General features: G+C 65.2%; 16 protein-coding genes. 9 read left to right on the forward strand and 7 right to left on the reverse strand.

The window, feature by feature from the left end:
• Positions 1–24 precede the first annotated feature (24 nt).
• A complete protein-coding gene (locus AC5RVN_RS16990; RefSeq protein WP_494138708.1) occupies positions 25–2400 on the reverse strand; it encodes a DEAD/DEAH box helicase in 2376 nt (791 codons plus the stop codon).
• A gap of 82 nt (positions 2401–2482) precedes the next feature.
• Positions 2483–3175 (reverse strand): GNAT family N-acetyltransferase, encoded by a 693-nt coding sequence (locus AC5RVN_RS16995; RefSeq protein WP_494041456.1) that lies wholly within the window; start codon positions 3173–3175, stop codon positions 2483–2485.
• Between the two features lie 170 nt (positions 3176–3345).
• Between AC5RVN_RS16995 and trhO the strand changes: the two genes are divergently transcribed.
• Positions 3346–4239: an oxygen-dependent tRNA uridine(34) hydroxylase TrhO gene (gene trhO, locus AC5RVN_RS17000; RefSeq protein WP_494138709.1), complete on the forward strand. Its 894-nt coding sequence runs from the start codon at positions 3346–3348 to the stop codon at positions 4237–4239.
• A 67-nt stretch (positions 4240–4306) separates the two neighbouring features.
• On the opposite strand, the gene AC5RVN_RS17005 is transcribed toward trhO, so the two are convergent.
• Both AC5RVN_RS17005 and AC5RVN_RS17010 read right to left on the reverse strand, forming a co-directional pair.
• A complete protein-coding gene (locus AC5RVN_RS17005; protein ID WP_494105364.1) occupies positions 4307–4855 on the reverse strand; it encodes a DUF6023 family protein in 549 nt (182 codons plus the stop codon).
• Between the two features lie 62 nt (positions 4856–4917).
• Entirely contained in the window at positions 4918–5394 is a 477-nt protein-coding gene (locus AC5RVN_RS17010; RefSeq protein ID WP_494138710.1) for a DUF6023 family protein, read from the reverse strand.
• A 67-nt stretch (positions 5395–5461) separates the two neighbouring features.
• On the opposite strand from AC5RVN_RS17010, the gene AC5RVN_RS17015 reads away from it, so the two are divergent.
• From AC5RVN_RS17015 to proC, 5 genes are all read left to right on the forward strand, one after another.
• Positions 5462–7123, forward strand: a complete 1662-nt coding sequence (locus tag AC5RVN_RS17015; RefSeq protein WP_494138711.1) for a DUF7059 domain-containing protein — start codon at positions 5462–5464, stop codon at positions 7121–7123.
• Positions 7124–7247: 124 nt separating this feature from the next.
• Entirely contained in the window at positions 7248–9974 is a 2727-nt protein-coding gene (topA, locus tag AC5RVN_RS17020) for a type I DNA topoisomerase (protein ID WP_494138712.1), read from the forward strand.
• Between the two features lie 61 nt (positions 9975–10035).
• On the forward strand, positions 10036–10488 hold the full coding sequence (locus tag AC5RVN_RS17025; RefSeq protein WP_494138713.1) for an SseB family protein: 453 nt from the start codon (positions 10036–10038) through the stop codon (positions 10486–10488).
• Positions 10489–10559: 71 nt separating this feature from the next.
• The gene (locus AC5RVN_RS17030; protein ID WP_494041463.1) at positions 10560–11546 is read left to right on the forward strand and encodes a Ppx/GppA phosphatase family protein; all 987 of its coding nucleotides are present in this window, start codon (positions 10560–10562) and stop codon (positions 11544–11546) included.
• 287 nt (positions 11547–11833) lie between these two features.
• On the forward strand, positions 11834–12667 hold the full coding sequence (proC, locus tag AC5RVN_RS17035; RefSeq protein WP_494041464.1) for a pyrroline-5-carboxylate reductase: 834 nt from the start codon (positions 11834–11836) through the stop codon (positions 12665–12667).
• Here proC and AC5RVN_RS17040 read toward each other — a convergent pair.
• A complete protein-coding gene (locus AC5RVN_RS17040) occupies positions 12664–13302 on the reverse strand; it encodes a potassium channel family protein (RefSeq protein WP_172801511.1) in 639 nt (212 codons plus the stop codon). The two genes, proC and AC5RVN_RS17040, sit on opposite strands and share 4 nt — an antisense overlap.
• Before the next feature lie 40 nt (positions 13303–13342).
• Positions 13343–14773, reverse strand: coding sequence for a TrkH family potassium uptake protein (locus AC5RVN_RS17045; protein WP_494041465.1), 1431 nt, complete (start codon positions 14771–14773; stop codon positions 13343–13345).
• Between the two features lie 104 nt (positions 14774–14877).
• Here AC5RVN_RS17045 and AC5RVN_RS17050 point away from each other — a divergent pair, with 104 nt between their 5' ends.
• Both AC5RVN_RS17050 and AC5RVN_RS17055 read left to right on the forward strand, forming a co-directional pair.
• The gene (locus tag AC5RVN_RS17050; RefSeq protein WP_494138714.1) at positions 14878–16089 is read left to right on the forward strand and encodes an acetoin utilization protein AcuC; all 1212 of its coding nucleotides are present in this window, start codon (positions 14878–14880) and stop codon (positions 16087–16089) included.
• A gap of 78 nt (positions 16090–16167) precedes the next feature.
• A complete protein-coding gene (locus AC5RVN_RS17055) occupies positions 16168–16758 on the forward strand; it encodes an ArsR/SmtB family transcription factor (protein ID WP_494138715.1) in 591 nt (196 codons plus the stop codon).
• A 24-nt stretch (positions 16759–16782) separates the two neighbouring features.
• Here the strand turns inward: AC5RVN_RS17055 and AC5RVN_RS17060 are convergent, their stop codons facing one another.
• Positions 16783–18126, reverse strand: a complete 1344-nt coding sequence (locus tag AC5RVN_RS17060; RefSeq protein ID WP_494138716.1) for an alpha-hydroxy acid oxidase — start codon at positions 18124–18126, stop codon at positions 16783–16785.
• Between the two features lie 107 nt (positions 18127–18233).
• On the opposite strand from AC5RVN_RS17060, the gene AC5RVN_RS17065 reads away from it, so the two are divergent.
• Complete coding sequence (locus tag AC5RVN_RS17065; protein ID WP_494138717.1) at positions 18234–18941, forward strand: FadR/GntR family transcriptional regulator; 708 nt, start codon at positions 18234–18236, stop codon at positions 18939–18941.
• The last annotated feature ends 22 nt before the right edge of the window (positions 18942–18963 follow it).

Raw genomic sequence — 18963 nt, forward strand, 5'->3', positions numbered from 1 at the left:
ACCTTCCTCGGGCTGGGCTCCGGATCAGCGCCCGGCGTCCACGCTGACTTCGCTGGCATCGGCGGCGTTCTTCAGCAGAACATCGAGCAGGGTGACCGCGGCTGCTTTGTCCAGGGGGTTGTTTTTGTTCCCACACTTGGGCGACTGAACACAGGAAGGACAGCCGGATTCGCATTCGCAGGCCTTGATGGCGTCCCGTGTAGCGGCAAGCCATGTCTGCGCCTTGTCGAATCCGCGTTCGGCAAAACCGGCCCCGCCGGGGTGCCCGTCATACACGAAGATGGTGGGCACTCCGGTGTCGGCATGCAGGGCAGTTGATACCCCGCCGATGTCCCAGCGGTCACTGGACGCCACCAGGGGAAGGAGACCGATGGCTGCGTGTTCTGCGGCGTGCAGTGCACCCGGGAACTGGGCTTCAATCAGTCCGGCCGCGGTGAGGGAACGGTTGTCCACCAGGAACCACACTGCCTTGGTGAAGAGTTCCCGGGCGCCGAGGTCAAGCGGTTCCTCACCGAGGATCTCGTTGGAAATCAGGGCCTTTCTTTGAAAGGAGACCACCTGCGTGGTGACTTTAACGTCGCCGAAGTGCAGTGAAACGTCGCCCCATCTGGCCGTGCGCTGGGTTTCCAGCACCTCAATCTGCGTCACGTCCCGTGCCGTGGTGTAGTAGTCCGGGTTGGCGCGACGGACTACTACACAATGGTCGTCCTCGTTGAGGTCCTCCACCACGTAGCTGTCGCCCTGGTGGATGTAGACCGCACCGGTGTGCGCCTGGTAGTGGGTCTGGGGAGAGTCCATCGTTCCGAGGAGGGAGCCAGTATCAGCGTCGACAATGCTCACCGGGCCGCCGCCGTCAGCCCGCAGGTTTACCATTGCCGCGGCGCTCTGGGAATGGGTCCAGAACCAGCCCGCAGGCCGGTGGCGAAGATATCCCTGAGCTACCAGGCGGTCCAGGAGCCTCTCGGCGGTGCTTCCGAACAGGTCAAGCTCGCCGGCACCGAGCGGAAGTTCGGCCGCGGCCGCGCACAGGTGCGGTCCCAGCACGTACGGGTTCGACGGATCGAAGACAGTCGCTTCAACCGAGACGTCGAAGATTGCCTCCGGGTGGTTCACCAGGAAGGTATCCAGTGGATCGTCACTTGCCACAAAGGCCGCGATCGCGTCCTGTCCTGCCCTGCCTGCCCGCCCGATCTGCTGGAACAGCGAGGCTCTGGTCCCTGGCCAGCCGGCCACCAGAACAGCGTCCAGCCCGGAAATGTCGATGCCCAACTCCAAAGCGGAGGTGCTTGAAACACCCAGGAGCCGACCGGAACGGAGCGCTTTCTCCACAGCCCGGCGTTCTTCAGGAAGGTATCCGGAACGGTAGGCAGCCACACGCTGCGGCAGGCTGGGATCCACTTCGTCCAGCAGGCGTTTGGTGATGGACGAGATCGTCTCGGCTCCGCGCCGGGATTTGATGAAGGCTATGGTGCGGATCTGCGCTGACACCAGGTTGGCGAGCAGGTCCGCAGTTTCAGCAACAGCGGTGCGCCGCTCCTTAGCGCCGTTCTCGCCCTTCACCTCGGTCAAGGCAGGTTCCCAAAAGGCAACCGTGGTGGCGCCGTGCGGTGAGCCGTCCTCCGAGACCGCCTTGACGGGTGCCCCGATAAGCCGGGAGAAGGAAACTTCAGGGTCCGAAGCCGTCGCGGAGGCTGCGATGAAGACAGGTTCGGGAAAGGCTGACCCTGCTCCGTAGTACGCGCAGATCCGCCGCAGCCGGCGCATCAGGTTGGCTACGTGCGAGCCGAAAACGCCGCGGTAGCTGTGGGCCTCGTCAACGATGACATAGCGGAGGCGGCGGAAAAACCCAGCCCACCAGGCGTGGTTCGGAAGTATGCCAAAGTGCAGCATGTCAGGATTGGCCAGGATGAGGTTCGCGTGGTCGCGGATCCACCGCCGGGAAGCCGGGTCGGTGTCGCCGTCGTAGGTTTCCGCCCGGACGGTGGGCAGCTTCAACGCCCTGATTGCGTTCAACTGGTCAGCTGCGAGTGCCTTGGTGGGGGACAGGTAAAGGGCCACCGCGCCGTCGTCGTGGATCTTTCCCGGGTCGGCAAGAACGCGCAGTTCGGAGCGGTGGATGGCATCCAGCGCCGGCATCTGATAGGCGAGAGACTTTCCGGAAGCGGTTCCGGTAGCAACGACAACATGCTCTCCGCCGTGGGCAATGTCCGCCGCTTCCACCTGGTGGCGGTAGGGCTTGTGGACACCCAGCAACCCGTAGGCGGCCACCAGATCCGGGTGAACCCACTCCGGCCACTGCCCGTGGATGGCTTTCCGGGCGGGGATGGTCCGGACATGACGCAGCTGCTCCGGGTCCGGGCCGCGGCCCAGCAGGGGTATCAGCGAGTCGTGGGGGTTCACCCCAATATTGTTTCACCCCGGGGCTTACCGGCAGGCCCGGTTCGCCGTCGGTGTAACCGGCGAGGCGGGCCTGGGGCCGGGGTTAACTCAGCGAGAGATCGGCCCCGTCGCGGGATGACGAGAGCATCAGCACGCGCGAGACGGTGGTCCAGCCAAGGTGGGAATACAACTTCTGGCCGTCGAGGGAAGCCAGCAGCAGACCTGTTTGGACATCATGTTCGAATGCCTGCGCCGCCAGTGCGCGCATGATGAAGCTTCCCAGACCACGCCGCTGGAAGGCCGGTTCGGTAATGATTTTGTCGAACACTGCGGTATCGCCCACCACAAAAACGCGGCCGCTGGCTGCAAGGGTCTCCCCGGAACGGACAACAGCGTAATGCACGCCGTCCTGCATCGACGTTGTCAGGGCCAGGTCATCGTCGGACAGCCAGGGATCCTCGGCATCCTGGGTTTCCATGTCCACAATCATCATGGCCTGGGAGTCGGAGGTGACGTTCAAACCATGCTGCAGGGCAAGGACCGAATAGCGGGCGAGGTCGTTGCTCAGGATGGTCAGACCCCTCGCCGGCACTTCCGCAGTCTTTGCAGCCAGGGCTGCAAACTCCGCATCCGTAGGCTCGGATGCGAACAACTCCCACTCGCCGGTGGTGTCGGCCCGTAGCGCGGCGGGGAAGCGGCCTTCGGCGGACGTCCGGTAGCCGCGGCAGCCTGCCCAGCCGGCGACCCATACTTCGAGAAGGCCAGTGATGTCATTAACCATGGTTTCCGGGCTCATGGGATGAGACTATTCCAGCGCAGTCACAAGCAACAGGGGTAGGCAGGGCGGGAGGCCCGGTGCTTATGCAATTGTGATGCGCCGTCACAATGGACGCAGTGACGGTTCACTGCCGTCCGTGAAATACGGGCAGGCGGGCTGCCGGAATCGCAGCCGGTACCCTTAAATACGTGGCTTTGAACCGAATTGTGCTTTTTTACGGCTTTACCCCCATCGCTGATCCGGACGCTGTGCGGCTCTGGCAGCGCGCCCTCTGCGAGAAGCTGGGACTTACCGGGCGGATCATCATTTCCAAGGACGGCATTAACGCCACGGTGGGCGGCGAGATCGGCGCCGTAAAGCAGTACGTCAAGACCACCCGGGAATACAAGGGTTTCCATGGCATCGACGTTAAATGGTCCGACGGCGGTGCGGAGGACTTTCCCCGGCTCAGCGTCAAGGTGCGGGATGAGATTGTCTCGTTCGGCGCGCCCGGTGAACTCCAGGTGGACGCCAACGGCGTAGTGGGCGGCGGCATGCACCTTAAGCCCGAAGAACTGCACGAACTGGTCGATGCGAAAAAGCAGGACGGCGAAGAGGTGGTTTTCTTTGACGGCAGGAACGCCTTCGAAGCCCAGATCGGCCGGTTCAAGGACGCAGTGGTCCCGGATGTCGCCACGACCCACGACTTCATTAAGGAGCTCGAATCCGGCAAGTACGACTCCCTCAAGGACAAGCCCGTGGTTACCTACTGCACCGGCGGCATCCGCTGCGAGGTGCTTTCCAGCCTGATGGTCAACCGCGGGTTTAAGGAGGTGTACCAGCTGGACGGCGGCATTGTCCGGTACGGCGAAACCTTCAAGGACCAGGGCCTGTGGGAAGGCTCGCTGTACGTGTTCGATAAGCGCATGCACCTCGAGTTCAGCGAGGACGCCAAGACCATCGGCCAATGCACCCGCTGCGCGGCTCCCACCAGCAAATTCGAGAACTGCTCCAACCCCAGTTGCCGCACCCTCACCCTGTATTGTGCCGACTGCGCTTCCAGCCCGGAAACCCTGCTGTGCCCGGAAGGCTGCTCCGCTTAGGGACCACCAGCCCGCGTCCCCGGGACTTACCCCACGGCAAACGAACGGGCATCGCACAGGACATGCGTCACAGGCGCCGGAGGCGGTAGGCGTAATTGGCGCCCGTCCTGGACTCCACCGTGATGCTCAAAGCTGTCTCCGCGGAAAGATAAATGACGTTCTCGCGGTTCACCCCGCACCGCAGCCCCAGCTCCACCAGCGTCAGCGAGTCGCTCTTTACCGTGAAGGTAACCCGCCGCTGGCTTCGGCAGGTCAGCGCGAGTGCGTACGTGCCGGTTCCCACCACGGCTGTGTTTTCAGTCCGGACTTCGCCTGCCGCCAGGAGCCCGGCTCCGGCATGCACCACCGGATGCCCGGTCTCCGGCAGGGTTCGGGCCACCCAGGCGCCAAGCTCGGCTTCACTGACGGGCTCGCGCTGCAGCGGATCCCGGGTAAACACCGGCGCCGGGGCCACCGTTTCACCCGCGTCGGCCGCGCCGCTCCAGCTCCGGCCGTCGTCGTACGTGTATTCACAGCCGCCCAGCGCCAGGCCGGCCGCCAGCACAACACCGAGAACGGCGGCGGCCGCCGGATTCCGCGTCTGCCGCGCACGGACTGACCGCCCCTGAAAAGGCACGGAGCACGTCCGCACTCTGGGCATAGTCCGACTGTATGCCCGGACGCCGCCGCGGACCAGACTTATTCTGCGGGCGCCAGTTGGTATGCGTAGAACAAGGGGGAGTCCACGCTGGAGGTGCTGACTTCCAGCCTCCCCGACTGCGGCAATGTGATTTTGGTGATTTCCCGGCTGCCGTTGCAGGCCGCACCGGCGTCCACCACAGCTTCCCCGTCCAGGGATACCGCAAAGAAGGCCTTGCCCCCGCCCTCGCAGGTGGCCGTCAGGGTATACCGGCCGGCAGGTACGTCGGCCGCCTCCTGAACGATGCGGTCCCGGTTGAGTATCTTGCCGGCATCTTCGATGACGGTGCCGGAACCTATGGGCAGTGCAGTAGCGCGCCACTGCGGAACGTCCGCGTTTTCGATCGAGACCACGGGCGAGCACCCCGCCAGCACCAATGCAGCGATACCCGCCGGCGCACAGGCAGTAAGCAGGGATCGCTGCGGGCGGGCGGGCTGCTTCCGGGCGCACGGAAGGCTGGAAGGCAGTGGAGGCATACCTCCACGCTACCGCCTTGGCCCCAGCCCCGGTTCCCAGCTCCCGGTGCCGGACTAAACTTGGGCAGTGCCTAAATCCCCATATGAGTTCACCGACGGCAACACCCCCGACGCTCCCCGCAGCGACCTTCCGGAGCTGCTCGCCGCACTTGCCGCTGACCTGCGCCTGGTGGGTTACACGCTCGACGGTGTGGCCGGGCTCCTCGGCGAACCGGCCTACGGTGCGCTGAACCGGGACCAGCTCATTCCGGCCCTGCTGGCTGCCGACCGGGCTGTGCGGCAGGACGAAGGCAACGCGGCGCTCGCCGCCGTCGTCCGTCTCTGGCTGCTCGCCGAGCCGCAGACAAGTGCAACGCTCGACGCCGCCCTGCCGGGCATTGGCGCCGAGGGCCTGCAGGAGCTGGGGCTGGTGGAGCCCGTTCCTGGCAGTCCGCTCCTGGCAGCCAAGGCTGACCTCCGGCCCTACGGCTGGGAGGGCACCGAGGATGACACCACAGGCGGCAGCGGCGGGGCGGAACTGTGGGTGGCCAGCGACTTGGCGGCACACCAGCAGGAAGGCGTTCTCCGCCATGACCACGTTCTGGGCATCGGGCAGGCGTCCACCACCCTGGTGCAGACCACATTCCGGCAGCACACCGAGCGGGCACTGGACCTGGGGACGGGATGCGGCATCCAGGCCTTCCACCTGCTGCACCATTGCGGGCACGTCACAGCTACCGACATTTCTGAACGCGCCCTGGCCTTTACCAGGTTTAACATCCTGCTAAACGCCGTGGCGCTGTCCGTGGATCCGGCCCGGCTGGAGGACCGGGTGAGCCTGCGCCTGGGTTCGCTCCTGGAGCCCGTGGCGGGCGAGGAATTCGGCCTGGTGGTCTCCAACCCGCCCTTCGTCATCACACCGCGGAGCGCGGGGGAGGAAGCGTCAGAGCAGTTTACCTATCGCGACGGCGGCCTTCCGGGTGATGAGATTGTGGCAGCCCTCGTGGCCGGGCTGCCGGCTGTGCTCGCTCCCGGCGGAACGGCGCAAATGCTTGGAAACTGGGAAGTGCAGGCCGGCGCCGCCTGGCAGGAGCGCCCTCAAGGCTGGGTGCCCGCCGGGACGGACGCCTGGTTCATCCAGCGCGAGACGGTGGGCCCGGAGGAGTACGCCGAGACCTGGCTGCGTGACGCGTCCGAGGGCCGGGACCGGCAACACTACAAGGAGGCCTACGCCGCCTACCTCGAAGACTTCGAGTCACGCAACGTGGCGGGGATCGGTTTCGGGATGGTGCTGCTCCGGCGCCCCCTTGACCCGGCGCAGGCCGCTTTCAACCGGTTTGAGGAGATCACCTACCCCATTGAGCAGCCGATCGGGCCCCACTTGGGTGCGGCGCTGAACCGCCAGGACTGGCTGGCTGCCAACAGCGTCAGCGACGCGCACCTGCTGGTGGCGGACGATGTCACCGAGGAACGCCACCAACGGCCCGGCGCCGAGCACCCCGGCGTAATCCTGCTTCGGCAGGGCGCCGGCCTGCGCCGGACGAACCTCCTCAGCACCGAACTCGCCGGGTTTGTTTCGGCCTGCGACGGCGACCTGTCCGCCGGGCAGATAGCCGGTGCGCTGGAGGCGCTGCTGGGCGGCGGCGTGGTGGGGGAGGAAGGGTTCGACGCCGGCTCCTTCCGGCGCGGTTTGCTCGCCGACGTGGCCAATCTGGTTCGCGATGGGTTCCTGATTCCGGCCGGGGATTAAGACGCGGAGGGCCTTCCGGGTAACCCCCTTGTTTTCCACATGAATGCGCACAATTCTTCAAAATATGGTGAACTAGGCCAGTATGGGCGCATCTGCCCGAGCAACCTTTTTCTGTAGGAGCACCGTGCCAAGCAAGGCCAAAACCGGCAAGAAACTCGTGATTGTGGAGTCTCCGGCCAAGAGCAAGACCATCGCCAAGTACCTGGGCGAGGGCTTCATCGTAGAGGCCTCCATTGGTCACATCCGCGACCTGCCGCAGCCGTCCGAACTCCCTGCCGAACTGAAGAAAACCTCGGTAGGCAAGTTCGCCGTCGACATTGACCACGACTTCAAGCCCTACTACGTGGTGTCCCCGGACAAAAAGAAAAAGGTGACCGAGCTCAAGGCTGCGCTCAAGGACGCCGACGAACTTTATCTCGCGACCGATGGGGACCGCGAGGGCGAAGCCATCGCGTGGCACCTGCTGGAAGTGCTCAAGCCCAAGGTACCGGTATACCGGATGACGTTCGGCGAAATTACCAAGGAAGCCATCCAGCGCGCCATGGGCAACCTGCGCGATGTCGATTCGGCGTTGGTGGACGCCCAGGAGACCCGCCGTGTCCTGGACCGCCTGTACGGCTACGAGATCTCCCCGGTGCTGTGGCGCAAGGTGGCGCGCGGGCTTTCCGCCGGCCGCGTGCAGTCCGTGGTCACCCGTATGGTGGTGGACCGCGAACGTGAGCGGATGGCCTTCAAAGCCGCCTCCTACTGGGACCTCACCGGCCAGTTCGGCGCCGACGCTGGCTCCTTCAAAGCGAAGCTTGCCAGCGTTGACGGCTCCAAGGTGGCTACCGGCCGTGACTTCAACGACGACGGCGTTCTGACGTCCAAGAACGTCGCCCACCTTAACGAGGAGCTCGCAACGTCCCTGGCGGCTGGGCTGCAGGACGCAGAGTTCCGCGTCCGTTCCGTTGACACCAAGCCGTACACCCGCCGGCCGGCTGCGCCGTTCACCACCTCCACGCTGCAGCAGGAAGCCGGCCGTAAGCTGCGCTTTTCCTCCAAGAGCACCATGCAGATCGCCCAGCGCCTGTACGAAAACGGCTACATCACCTATATGCGTACGGACTCCTCCGCGCTCAGTGATGAGGCCGTGACCGCTGCCCGGCGGCAGGCTTCCGAACTGTACGGCCCCGAGTACATCCCGGGATCTCCCCGCGTCTACTCCAACAAGGCAGCAAACGCCCAGGAAGCTCACGAGGCCATCCGTCCCGCGGGTGACTCCTTCCGGACCCCCGCGCAGGTGGCCAAGCAGCTCTCCGGCGACGAATTCCGGCTTTACGAGTTGATCTGGAAGCGGACCGTCGCGTCCCAGATGGCTGACGCCAAGGGTTCGACGGCGACCATCCGCCTTGGTGCGGTGGCCTCCTACGGGCGGGACGCCGAGTTCTCCGCGTCCGGCACCGTGATCACTTTCCCCGGCTTCCTGGCCGCTTACGAGGAAGGCAAGGACGAGACCCGCGGCGACGACGACTCGGATGAAGCCCGCCGCCTCCCCAACGTCACGAAGGGCGATGCGCTCAAGGCCTCGGACATCATCGCAGTCGGCCACGAAACCTCACCGCCGCCGCGTTACACCGAAGCCTCGCTGACGGCGGAACTGGAAAAGAAGGGCATCGGACGCCCGTCCACGTACGCGTCCACCATCTCCACCATCCAAGACCGCGGCTATGTCCGGAAACAGGGCTCCGCGTTGGTCCCGAGCTGGATCGCCTTCTCGGTCATCCGGCTGCTGGAGCAGCACTTCAGCGACTACGTGGACTACGAGTTCACCGCGGATATGGAAGGTGACCTGGACAAAATCGCCAACGGCCAGGCTGCGGGTGCTTCCTGGCTGCGGCACTTCTACTTCGGCGAGGACACAGACCCCGGCCTGCTGAGCATCGTCAACAACCTCGGTGAAATCGACGCGCGGGAGATTAACTCCATTCCCATCACTGACGAAATCACGCTCCGGGTGGGCAAGTTCGGCCCGTACCTCGAAAGCTCTGCGGCCACCGTGGACCCGAAGACCGGGGAAATCGTAGAGTCGCCCCGGGCGAACGTCCCGGAAGACCTCGCCCCGGACGAACTTACTGCCGCCAAGGCCATCGAGCTGATGGAGACCGCCGCTCCCGAGGAACGCGTGCTGGGCACCGATCCCCATACGGGACACACCGTCGTTGCCAAGAACGGCCGCTACGGCGCCTACGTCACCGAAGTCATCTCCGAGATGACGGAGGAACAGATCGCCAACCAGCCGGTGGAGTACTACAAAAACGGCAAGCCCAAGCCGCCCAAGAAGCCGGTCAAGGCCAAGCCGCGGACCGGTTCGCTGTTCAAGTCCATGACAGTGGACTCCGTAACCCTTGATGAGGCACTGCAGCTGATGAGCCTTCCGCGTGCGCTGGGTGAGGACGCCGAAGGCAACCTCATCACCGTGCAGAACGGCCGGTTCGGTCCGTACCTGAAGAAGGGGACGGACTCCCGGTCCATCGGGTCCGAGGAGGAAATCTTTACCATCACGCTGGAGCAGGCACTGGAGATCTACTCCCAGCCCAAGCAGCGCGGTGCACGCGCGGCCGTGCCTCCACTTGCGGAGTTCGGCCCGGACCCGGTGTCGGAAAAGAACATCGTGGTGAAGGAAGGCCGCTTCGGTCCGTACATCACCGACGGCATCACCAACATCACCGTTCCGCGGGCCACCGCCCTGGAGGAACTGACGCGTGAACAGGCTGTGGAGCTCCTTGCGGAGAAGCGTGCCAAGGGGCCGGTCAAGCGCACCGCCACGCGCAAGGCTCCTGCCAAGAAGAAGGCCACGGCGAAGAAGTAGGGTGGCCCGGCGGGTGGTGAGGGGAATTGCGCGGTGGTCCGCCGCGTGATCATGTAGGTGTATGACCGAACAGCCTGCGCACATCGATCCCCAGCCGCTGAACGACCTTGAGGAGAAGCTTGCCCAGGGCGGACAGCCTGATGCCAGTCCCGTGGACGTCATCCTGTCCTTCCTGAACAGCGAGGTCTACATCGTCAGCTCGGACGGCATCGAGGGCGAGGACTCCCAGGTGGAGCCGCTGGTCCTTGCCAATGCCGACGGCGATCCCGTCCTGGCTGTCTTCTCGCACCCGAGCCGCGTTGACCAGCAGTACCTGGACGCAGCGCCGAACGTCCTCGGCACCCAGGGCGCTGCCATCATCGCCAACATCGGCGAAGAACTCGGCATGGTCATCAACCCGGGCGCCGCCTACGGTTTCGAGATCAACCCCGAAGGCATTGCCAACATCAAGCGCGATTTCAAGCGTGCCGACGAGCTCCCCGACGGCGCCCCTTCCGGCCCGGCCGAAAACTGACACTTCCCCTGAGTCGCCAGACATGACGTGCCGGTTGGGCCGGAACCGCCGGGCCGGGGAATAATGGCAGCATGCGGCTAGGCGTCCTCGATATCGGGTCCAACACTGTCCACCTCCTACTGGTGGATGCCCACCCCGGCGCGCGGCCAGTGCCGTTCGCGTCGCACAAGCGTCCGCTCTCCTTGGTCCAGTATCTGGAGGCGGACGGCAGCATCAGCGATGCCGGGCAGCATGAGCTCACGGAGTTCGTGCTTGAGGCGTGGGAATTCGCGGCCCGGCACAAGGCCGAGGACCTTCTGGCCTTTTGTACCTCCGCCATCCGCGAGGCCACCAACGGCCCCGAAGTCCTTGCCCGGGTCAAGCACGAAACCACCGTTACACTGCAGGAACTCACGGGCAGCGAGGAAGCGTCCATGACCTTTTTCGCCGTCCGGCGCTGGCACGGCTGGGGCGCCGGCCCCATCCTGAACCTGGATATCGGCGGCGGCTCTTTCGAGATGGCCTTCGGCCAGGACGAACTGCCGGAGGTTGCCACGTCTGTGCCTCTCGGTGCCAGCCGGCTCACCCGGGACTGGCTGACCGAGGACCCGCCCTCGGCGAAGAGCGTCAAAGAGCTGCGGCGCTACATTCAAGCCACGCTCAAGCCCGCTGTCCGCGAATTCGATGGGCTGGGCCGGGCCAACCTGGTAGCAGGGACCTCGAAAACCTTCCGGTCCCTCGCCCGGATCGCGGGCGCGGCCCCCAGCACTGCCGGCCCCTACGTCAAGCGCGAGCTGTACGGGTCCGATCTAGGGGTCTGGGCGCAGCGCATCTCGGCCATGAGCGCGGAAGACCGGCTCCACCTGCCGGGCGTTTCAGAAGCCCGGGCACACCAGTTGCTTGCCGGAGCGCTGGTGGCGGAGGCGGCCCTGGAGCTCTTTAAGTTCAAGAAAATCAGGATCTGCCCGTGGGCACTCCGCGAGGGCTTGATCCTTCGCCGCCTCGACCAGCTGGTGTTCTCCGGGCCGCTGGAGCCTGCGCCGCACGTCGCCCCCGCGGCCATCGGCGCAACGGTCTAACAAAGCCGCAAGACGGAACCGGCGCTTAAAGGCGGAAGCACCGGCGGCCGCGACAGGAAAATGGGGGAAAACCTGTTACGTACGCCGGTGCCCTGGCAGGCATCCCCATGCCTGCCGCATCACTCGCACCCTCAATGAGGTAACAACAACTCTAGGGACAGCACTTGTGAGGAAGCTGCGCCCAACATGTGAGCAACCTGTGAACGCTTTTTCGGAAGTTCCCGGTTAGGGGATTTGCTGCTGGATATGTTTGGGCGCGGCCTGGTGTGAACTGCAATGATGGAGCCATGAGCAACCGAATCGCCTTTCTTGGCTGTGGGTCCATGAACGAAGCCATCCTTAGCGGTCTGCTGGAAGCCGGGACGGACCCGGCCGACATCGTGGCCACCGTCCGCCGCGCGGAGCGGGCCGCGGAGCTGGCGGAGCGCCACCACGGCGTCACCGCGATCGCAGGCGAGGAGGAACCGGACAACAACAAGCAGGCCGCCAAGGGGTCCGCCGTCGTGATTCTGGGCGTGAAGCCGGCCGGCATTACGGACCTGGCGCGGGAAATCAGCGGCGCCCTTGCGCCGGACGCCGTGGTGGTCAGCGTTGCCGCGGCCGTGTCCATAGCCCAGCTGGAAGCGGCGCTTCCGGCCGGGCAGCCCGTCATCCGCACCATGCCCAACACTCCTGCCAAGCTGGGACGCGGTGTTGTCTCTGTCTCGCCGGGCTCCAACTGCACTCCCGGGCAGCTCCAAAAGGTCAAGGGCATCCTGCAGGGCGCGGGGACCGTCGTCGAAGTTCCCGAGGAACAGGTGGACGCGCTGTCGGCCATCAGCGGCTCGGGACCGGCCTACGCGTTCTATCTTGCCGAGGCCATGGCCGCAGCAGGGGAGGAACTGGGCCTGGACGCGGAGCTCTCCCTGCTCCTGGCCCGGGAAACGGTGGCGGGCGCCGGATTCATGCTGGCCGAGCCGGGCGCGGACCCCTCGGCGCTGCGCAAAGCAGTGACCAGCCCCAACGGCACCACGGAACGTGCCATCGCCACCTTCGACGAGCGGGGCATCCCGTCCATCATCGCCGCCGGTGCCCGCGCGGCGGCTGACCGCGCCGCGGAGATCACCAAACAGCTCGGCTAGGGGCGGGCGGCAAACCGCTCGAGCAGGTCCACGTGGCCGGAGACAATCAACATGTCCCGGGAGGACACCTTGGTTTCGGGCCTGGCATACGTGAAGTCCTCGCCGGGGGACTTGACGCCTACAATCGTCACCCCGTATTTGGACCGGACCTTGGACTCGTCCAGGGTAAACCCGACGGTCTCGCGCGGCGGGTACATTTTCACGATGGCGAAGTCGTCGTCGAACTCGATAAAGTCCAGCATGCGCCCGGACACCAGGTGTGCTGCGCGGACGCCGGCGTCGGCTTCCGGGTAGATCACGTGGTTCGCGCCGATGCGGGTGAGGATTTTGCCGTGGGAAGGCGTGATGGCCTTCACCCAGAGGTGTTCGATGCCAAGATCCACCAGGTTCACCGTAATGAGCACCGAGGATTCGATGGACGTGCCGACGCCTACGACGGCGGAGCTGAACTCCTGAGCACCGAGCTGGCGGAGGGCATCGATGTTGGTGGCGTCGGCCTCCACCACGTGCGTAAGGAGCGGCGCCCACTTCTGCACAAGGGTCCGGTCCCGTTCGATGGCGAGCACTTCGCGGCCCTGCTTCACGAGCTGCTCAGCCGTGGAGGAACCAAAGCGGCCCAGCCCAATGACCAGCACCGGGGCATTATGGGCGGGGCGCCTGGGGGCGTCTGGGGAACTAGCCAATGATGGGCCTCTCTTCGGGATAGTGGTACAGCTGGCTGCGCTGGCGCAGGGCCAGGGCGGCGGCAAGGGTCACGGTGCCCACGCGGCCCATGAACATCAGAGCGGTCAGGACATAAACACCCGACGGCGGCAGCTCGGCACTGAGGTTGGTGCTCAGGCCCACCGTGGCGAAGGCGGAGATGGTTTCGAACAGGACGCGGTCCAAAGACGCTCCACTGATCTGGAGCAGCAGGAACGCGGACACGGAAACCAAGGTGGCTCCTGCAACAATGACCGAGATGGCAACCCGCATGGTGCCCTGCGGAATGGTCCTGCCGTAGACCTTCACGTCGGCGTCACCGCGGGCTTCCGCCACGATGGCCAAAAACATCACGGCGATGGTGGTCACTTTGATGCCGCCCGCCGTCGAGGCTGAACCGCCGCCGGCAAACATCAGTGCGTCGGTCAGGAGCATGGTGGTGGACTCCATCTGGTTCTGGTCCACCAGGTTGAATCCGCCGGACCGCGTCATCACCGACGCGAAGAGCGCATGGGTGAACTTTTCCCCCAAATCCATCCTGCCGATGGTGCGGCTGTTGTCCCACTCCATCAGCCCCCACAGGAACGTTCCTGCCAGGAGCAGTATGAAGGAGACCTGAATGGTGAGCTTGGTGTGCAGGTTCCACTTTTTCCAGTTCAGGCCGTTCTGCTGCAGGACCATCACCACGGGAAAGCCGAGGCTGCCCAGGAACACGCCCAGCATCAGGGGGACGAGGATCCACAGGTCCGTTTCGTAGGGAACGATGCCGTCCGAATGCGGCGTGAAACCGGCGTTGTTGAAGGCTGAAATGGCGTAGAAGATGCCATGCCACACGGACTGCCAGAAGGGTTCGCCCAGGGTGAGGAACCGCGGGATCAGGGCAAGCGCAAGGATGGCTTCGATGACCACGGACGTGGTGATGACGATCCGCAGCAGGGTACCCACCTCGCCCAGCCGGCCTGCGTTGTTCATCGATTCGGCAGCAATGATTTTTCCGCGGACCCCAAGGCGCTTGCTCACCATCAACGCCAGCAGCGATGCGAGTGTCAGCGTTCCAAGGCCACCGATGAATATGCCGACCAGGATTACCAGCTGCCCGAAGAAGGACCAGTGCACCGCTGTCGAAACAACCGTCAGGCCGGTGACGCAGACCGCCGAGACGGCCGTGAACAAAGCCTGGTGCGGCGGCGTGACGACGCCGGCGGCCGAGGAGATGGGCAGGGACAGCAGGAACGTGAACACAAGACACACCGCAGCGAACGCGCTCAGGGCAAGCCTGGCGGGCGACGTGTTGGCAATATCGTCGATGAAGTCGCGGAGCTGTGTAAGAACCCAGAGGCCCTCCCGCTCCTGCGCGGGATGCCAGCTGGCCGGGTTCCGGGGCCTCGACTGGCTTTGCGTCATGTGTGGCTTTTCCTCGGTTTGTTTGGCTTCCCTCAGTAGTAAACCACTTATGCCCGCGTAATGGCCGGGCAGGAACGGGTGCAGGCTCGGGTAGCCTGTGATTGATGACATATTTGCCCGGTCTTAGCAAGCCCGCGCCGCCGACGACGGTGGTGTGGGGCGCTGACATGACCGCTTACAACTTCGGTCCGGGGCACCCGATGGCGCCCGAACGGATGGACCTCACGGCCCGCCTTGCGCAAAGCCTGGGACTTTTCGACCTGGAGCACCTGGCAGTGGCAGCGCCGGAGATCGCCACCGACGGCGAGCTGGAGTCCGTGCATTCGGCTGAATTCGTGGCCGCGGTCCGCAGGGTCAGTGAGGACCCCTACGCGGCGGACGAGCTCCGGGGCCTGGGAACTGAGGACGATCCCGCTTTTGCCGGCATGCATGAGGCCGCAGCGAGGCTGGCGGGCGGCTCCCTGCTGGCCGCTACCCAGATCCTGGAGGGATCAACTTTGCACGCGGTGAACTTCGGCGGCGGCATGCACCACGCCGCCCGTGACAAGGCCAGCGGGTTCTGCATCTACAACGATGCCGCGCTTGCTGTGCAGAAACTGCTCGACGGCGGCATCCGCAAAGTGGCGTACATCGACGTCGACGCCCACCACGGGGATGGGACGGAAAGCATCTTCTGGGACGACCCCCGGGTACTCACCTTGTCCTTGCACGAGAGCGGACTCACATTGTTCCCCGGGACCGGCTTCGCCAATGAAATCGGCGGACCCAACGCGGAGGGGACTGCGGTCAACATCGCCTTGCCGTCAGGGACAGGAGACGCCGGCTGGCTTAGGGCCTTCCATGCCGTGGTGCCCCAACTGGTGGCAGCGTTCGAGCCCGAGGTGATCGTGAGCCAGCACGGCTGTGATTCGCACCGGTCGGACCCGCTCACGCACCTCAACCTCAGTGTTGACGGGCAGCGGGAGGCGGCAACCGCCGTCGGGAATCTTGCCGCCCGCTACTGCGGCAACCGCTGGATTGCTACTGGCGGTGGCGGGTACAACGTGCTGCACGTGGTGCCGAGATCCTGGAGCCACCTGATCGCCATTGCCGCGGGCAGGCCGGTGCCGCTGCGGACGGCCGTTCCCGAGGACTGGCGAAGGTACGTCGAGGAAAAGTTCGGCACCGCCACCCCCGGGCTGATGGGCGACGACGTGGAGCTGTGGTGGCGGTCCTGGGAAGTGGGGTTTGATCCCAACGACGCCGTGGACCGCACCGTTATGGCCACCCGCAAGGCAGTCTTTCCGCTGCACGGACTTGATCCTTGGTTCGACTAACGTAATTCTCCTCCACGTGCCCCGTGCCGGGCGAAATAGTTGATGCCTTTCGAGGCATATGTCGCTAGGGTGGGAGGCATGGTGACAGACGACGTATTTGCCGTCATTGCGGAATCGACCCGTCGGGACATCCTGACCTCCCTTCGATCAGGGGACAAGGCTGTGGGGGAGCTCGTGGAGGAATTGGCGGCGAGCCAGCCCACCATTTCCAAGCACCTGAAGGTCCTGCGGGAAGCCCAGCTGGTGAGCATGCGGGCCCAGGGCCAGAAGCGCTACTACGCGCTGAACCGCAAGCCGCTGGAGGGGATTGCCAGCTGGCTCGAAACATTCGACGTCGGCGCCGCGGCTTCCGCTCCGCCGGCACCTGCAACTGTTGCCTCGACCCCGGATGGGGATTCTCCGGCTCCTGCCTCTTCGGCTCCTGCCTCTACGGCGCGGGAAGACCTTACAGCCGACGCAGTGGCCGCTGACGCTGTCTCCGCCGGTGTGCTGGCGCCGGACGGCACCGACCTGAGTCCCGCCGTCGTCATTCCGGGCGGAACTGTTGCCCCGCTCAGCGATGACAGGGTGCCCCAGCAGATCGGCCGGACCGTGGGCCGGGCGGCCACCAAGGCAGCCGACCTGCTGGCGAACCTGCCCAACCTCCCCAAGTTCGGCCGGAAAAAGTAGCCCCTTAACTCAACTCAGCGGCGCCTACTTGTGGAGCAGCCGCACGTGCTCCGGGGTCAGCTCGGAGATTTTGCTGACACCCAGCAGGGCCATGGTGCGGGTCATGTCCTTCTCGAGGATCTGGATGGTGCGGTCAACGCCTGCGCGGCCGCCCGCCATCAGGCCGTAAAGGTAGGCGCGGCCGATCAGCGTGAAGTCCGCGCCGAGGGCCAGGGCCGCCACGATGTCGGCACCGCTCATGATGCCGGTGTCCAGCATGATCGCGGCGTCGGTGTTGTCCGCGGTGAATGCCTGCTTGACCTCGGGGAGCAGGTGGAACGGAATGGGGGCCCGGTCCAGCTGGCGGCCGCCGTGGTTGGAAAGAATTATGCCGTCTGCGCCGTGGTCGACCACCCGGCGGGCGTCCTCGACGGTCTGGATGCCCTTAACCACCAGCTTGCCCTTCCAGGTTTCGCGCAGCCAGTCCAGGTCCTCGAAGGTGAGGGTGGGGTCGAACATGGAGTTGATCAGGTCGGCAACGGTGCCCGTGTAGCGGGACAGCGATGCGAACGTCAGCGGCTCGTGGGTGAGGAAGTTGAACCACCAGGCCGGGCGATAGGAGGCGTCCAGGACGGTCTTGATGGTGAGCGCCGGCGGGATAGTCATGCCGTTGCGGACGTCGCGGAGCCGGGCGCCGGCCACCGCCGTGTCCACGGTAACCATCAGGGTGTCGTTGCCGGCTTTGGCGGCCCGCTCGATGAGTTCCAGCGAGCGGTCGCGGTCCGTCCACAGGTAAAGCTGGAACCAGTTGCGGCCGTTCGGGGCGGCTGCTGCCACGTCCTCAATGGAAGCGGTGCCCATGGTGGAGAGCGTGTAGGGGATTCCGGCGGCTTCAGCAGCCTGGGACCCGGCGTACTCCCCTTCGGACTGCATCATGCGGGTGAAGCCGGTGGGGGCGATGCCCACCGGGAGGCGGGACGGCTTGCCGAGGATTTCCGTGGTCAGGTCGATGGCGGAGACGTTCCGCAGGATGCCCGGACGGAATTCGATGTCCAGGAAGGCCTGGCGGGCCCGGCGAAGGGTGATTTCCTCTTCGGCTGCGCCGTCGGTGTAATCAAAGGGTGCCTGCGGGGTGCGGCGCTTGGCGATGTCCCGCAGTTCCCACACCGTGCTGGCGCGCTTGAGCCGGGCTTCTTTGCTGAACTCCGGCTTCTTGAACTGCATCAGGGGAGCCAGGTCCGAGTACTTGGGGATTCGGCGCTTCAGTGCCGCGGGGGCGGCGGAAGCAGCGCCTGCCGGGGTCACAGCGGCTGCCGGCGTTGCCGGAACATCCGCGGCCTCCGGAGCAGGCGTGAGCTCCGGGTTATGGGGCTGAATGGTGTGGGTCATGGCATCCTCCGTTGGGCCGGTGACAGGTCTTGCTACCGGGCAAGCCGTTCTGTGGTCTAACCACACTGTAGGCCATGTGGTCCAACCACATCAACTACTATTGCTCCATGAAAACGCATCAGCTTGTCCTTGCCTGGATCGAGAACGAGCTTTCGGAAGGGCGTTTGGCTGTGGGTGGCCGGCTGCCCGCCGAGCGATCCCTCGCCGAGAAGCTGCAGGTGTCCCGGACATCTGTTCGGGAAGCCATCCGGATTCTGGAGGCCATGGGCGTGGTCCGGGCCGGGGTCGGGTCAGGCCCCGAGGCGGGAACTGTAGTCATTTCGGATCCGACGGCGGCATTGGGTTCTGCGCTGCGGCTGCACGTTGCCACCCAGCACCTTCCCGTGGCGGACATCGTGGAAACGCGCATGCTCCTCGAGTCGTGGGCGGTGGCGCACGCCAAGCCTGGCTCGCCGGAACTCGCAGGCGCAGCAGGGCTCCTGGACAAGATGGATGCGGCGGTAGGGGTGGAGGAGTTCCTGGCACTGGATGTCCGCTTCCACCTGGCCCTTGCCGACGCCGCGGGCAACGCAGTGGTCAGCGCCATGATGGGGTCACTGCGTGAATCCATCACCGGCTACGCCTCCCGGTTCACTGCCAACCTGCCGGACTGGGATGCCACAGCGGCCCGGCTGCGGGCCGAGCACCATGGCATCCTCGCAGCAGTGCAGAATGACGACGGCGAACGGGCGGCCAGGCTGGTGGCTGAACACATCGAGGGCTACTACAAAGAGGCCGGGCTGGCTTCCGGCGGTCCGGAGCCAGCCCGGCCGTAGCGCGGGGTGTGCAGGGAAGGGC

The organism is Arthrobacter sp. sptzw32 (assembly GCF_059089735.1).

Excerpts from the sequence above, each read along its gene's own strand:
- proC (WP_494041464.1), top strand. The coding sequence starts at position 11,834 with ATGAGCAACCGAATCGCCTTTCTTGGCTGTGGGTCCATGAACGAAGCC.
- AC5RVN_RS17025 (WP_494138713.1), top strand. The coding sequence starts at position 10,036 with ATGACCGAACAGCCTGCGCACATCGATCCCCAGCCGCTGAACGACCTT.
- AC5RVN_RS17065 (WP_494138717.1), top strand. The coding sequence starts at position 18,234 with ATGAAAACGCATCAGCTTGTCCTTGCCTGGATCGAGAACGAGCTTTCG.
- AC5RVN_RS17010 (WP_494138710.1), bottom strand. The coding sequence starts at position 5,394 with ATGCCTCCACTGCCTTCCAGCCTTCCGTGCGCCCGGAAGCAGCCCGCC.
- AC5RVN_RS17050 (WP_494138714.1), top strand. The coding sequence starts at position 14,878 with ATGACATATTTGCCCGGTCTTAGCAAGCCCGCGCCGCCGACGACGGTG.
- AC5RVN_RS17030 (WP_494041463.1), top strand. The coding sequence starts at position 10,560 with ATGCGGCTAGGCGTCCTCGATATCGGGTCCAACACTGTCCACCTCCTA.
- AC5RVN_RS16995 (WP_494041456.1), bottom strand. The coding sequence starts at position 3,175 with ATGAGCCCGGAAACCATGGTTAATGACATCACTGGCCTTCTCGAAGTA.
- AC5RVN_RS17055 (WP_494138715.1), top strand. The coding sequence starts at position 16,168 with ATGGTGACAGACGACGTATTTGCCGTCATTGCGGAATCGACCCGTCGG.
- AC5RVN_RS17045 (WP_494041465.1), bottom strand. The coding sequence starts at position 14,773 with ATGACGCAAAGCCAGTCGAGGCCCCGGAACCCGGCCAGCTGGCATCCC.
- AC5RVN_RS17060 (WP_494138716.1), bottom strand. The coding sequence starts at position 18,126 with ATGACCCACACCATTCAGCCCCATAACCCGGAGCTCACGCCTGCTCCG.